Here is a 2,626-nt window from a genome sequence, read left to right as displayed (position 1 = left end):
CTAATATCATGTCAGGATAAGGGCGACCGATGAAAGACGCTCAAGGAAGTGGAGATTCCGAAATCTCCCAATGTAGCTAGGGTTCAAGCTACGTCCCCACCCGAAGGAGCACTTCGAGATGGATATGGCGGTTTCGACTACCTTATTCCCGAATCGATTTGTTTCATAGCTAGAAGGTAATGCGTAACCAGTGACATATACCGCATGGTGATGGGTCGTTAGGGGAAGAATCATGATTGTTGATGAAAAGAATCGTTGTAAGCGTCGTTAACATGGATATTCCTGCTAAAGCGGTAATGGGAATACTAGCTCCAAGGATTAGTTCAATTTGTCCTGAACAATCGATTATAAGCACGACTTGCTTATAGAACCCCACGGACTCGGCGTAAAGACGGCAACCAAAGATTCATATCTTCCTTGTGTGTAACCGGGTAAGCCGAGATTGAGTCCTTAACACAGGTCGATAAGTTAAGGTAGCCAAATCGTAAGAGGAGGTATAACTCTCAGTCCGGTAGAAGTCTGAACCAAGCAAATGCCAACAATCCGAAAGGAAACAGGAAATCGCCTAGGGCGTATAACTGGTTGGATAAAGGGATTTTCCCTCAACTTGAAAGAGTGCTGAATTTCAGAGCTGATTCCGAGCGGACGGAATTACATACTTAATACACCTTCATTGTAATGGAAAAGATAGAACCGAATTCAACCGAAAACGGTATCGTAACAAAACAAACCACCGACTGGCATACCATCAATTGGAAAAGAGCCTATCGGACGGTCAGGAAATTAAGACGTAGGATATTCCTCGCGACTCGCGAAGGCAAATGGAGAAAGGTGAATAAACTACAACGCTTAATGCTGCGTAGTTACTCCAATATACTTATTTCCGTGAGACAGGCTGCACAACTTAAATATTGGCAAAAACACCCCTGGCGTAGATAAAATCGCCAATCTAAATCCCAAAGTCAGGGCAGAGATGGTCGATGCTCTCAGCCGATATAAAACATGGCAGCCAATCCCGACAAAACGTGTGTACGTACCTAAGTCCAACGGTAAAAAACGTCCATTAGGAATTCCTTGCATGATTGACAGATGCATACAAGGCATGGTCAAAAATGCACGCTTAACCTCAATGGGAAGCCACCTTTGAACCAACATCATACGGATTCAGACCAGGCAGAAGTACCCATGATGCACGACAAAGGATATTCCTTAACATCAAAGGCGAGAAAAACCGTAAATGGTGGGTACTAGATGCAGACATTTCAGGATGTTTTGACAACATATCCCACAAACCATTAATGGATGCAACAGCAAACTTCCCTGCCAAAAAACTTGTGGAACAATGGCTCAAAGCGGGGTACATCGATAAAGGTGTATTTCACAACACAGAAACCGGAACTCCACAAGGGGGAATAATCAGCCCACAAAAGCGCTAACATTGCCCTACATGGCATGGAAGATGCATTAGGAATTAGGTACAAACGGATAATAAACTGCATGACCTCTTCCGGAGAATCTTGGTCCAACACCTCCAAACGGAGTCTAATCCGCTACGCCGATGACTTTGTTGTTCTAACAGAAAGCAAAGAAGATGCGATGGAAGCTAAGGCAATACTCTCCGAGTGGTTGACTGAAAAAGGATTAGAACTATCCGAGGAAAAGACCAACGTAAAACATCTAACCGAAGGCTTTGACTTCCTGGGCTGGAATTTCCGTAAATACCAAACCACAAAACGCAAATCGGGTCTCATAACTCTCATCAAGCCTTCCAAAAAGAACGTGCAGAAATTCAAGGATGAACTCAAGAAACTCTTTGGAACCTCTAAAGGAGTACCAACCACCAAGGTAATCAAAGACCTCAACTCCAAAATCCGGGGATGGGGCAATTACCACGACGGTGCAGTATCCAAAGAAATATTTTCAGATTTGGATAATTACATATCTTGGAAGCTAAAACGATGGGGTAAACGGAAACATCACAATAAATCATGGGAATGGATAGCCGATAAGTATTTCGGTTGCCTATGCCCAGGTAGGGATGATAACTGGGTATTTGGAGACAAATCCGAAAAACATGCATACGTGCATAAACTCCGATGGATACCTATCCAACGTCACACGCTTGTCCAACACACTTTCAGTCCCGATGACCCAACTCTGGTCGAATACTGGGAAAAGCGAAGCCTTAAGCAAAGAAAAAAGACAGCGAAAGGAAGGTTCACGAAGGGTAAGGATAAAATAGCAAACAGACAGAACTACATCTGTCCTGTCTGCAATCAGCCTCTAGAGGCTTTTGATGAAATTCACGTTCATCATATAACACCATCACACCTCGGTGGCAAAGACACATACGATAACATGATTTATCTACATCAGGACTGCCACCATTCCATCCATGCCTTGGGGGCTGACTTACCAGACATACAGAAAATGCTGAAAGCCGGGATAACAAAACCCTCCAAGACACGGAACAAAAGCCAAAAGGTACAAAACCGCAAGTCAAGGAAAAGAAGTAGCAATGATAAGTGAGTTCTTTTGGAATTGGTTGCGCCGTGTACTTGGAGACTTGTTCGCACGGTGCTTTGGGGACGAAGCGGGAGCAATCCCGCTGACTTACCCGATTTAC

Annotated in this window: 2 protein-coding genes and 1 pseudogene; all 3 read left to right on the top strand. The window is 44.1% G+C overall.

Annotated features, from left to right (window positions below):
* Window positions 1–678: 678 nt before the first annotated feature.
* Window positions 679–939 (top strand): reverse transcriptase N-terminal domain-containing protein, encoded by a 261-nt coding sequence (locus F6K51_RS35985; protein ID WP_293030640.1) that lies wholly within the window; start codon window positions 679–681, stop codon window positions 937–939.
* Between the two features lie 254 nt (window positions 940–1,193).
* Window positions 1,194–1,436, top strand: a pseudogene (locus F6K51_RS35980) (reverse transcriptase domain-containing protein); the annotation flags it as partial.
* Between the two features lie 61 nt (window positions 1,437–1,497).
* Entirely contained in the window at window positions 1,498–2,529 is a 1,032-nt protein-coding gene (locus F6K51_RS35975; RefSeq protein ID WP_293030637.1) for a group II intron maturase-specific domain-containing protein, read from the top strand.
* Window positions 2,530–2,626 lie beyond the last annotated feature (97 nt).

Source organism: Moorena sp. SIO3I8 (genome assembly GCF_010692325.1).
Lineage (GTDB): Bacteria > Cyanobacteriota > Cyanobacteriia > Cyanobacteriales > Coleofasciculaceae > Moorena.
Note: the sequence above shows the minus strand (reverse complement) of the source record. Positions and strands in the feature narration are given on the sequence as shown.

Coding starts and splice junctions, on each gene's coding strand:
- F6K51_RS35985 (WP_293030640.1), top strand. CDS start 679: ATGGAAAAGATAGAACCGAATTCAACCGAAAACGGTATCGTAACAAAA.
- F6K51_RS35975 (WP_293030637.1), top strand. CDS start 1,498: ATGACCTCTTCCGGAGAATCTTGGTCCAACACCTCCAAACGGAGTCTA.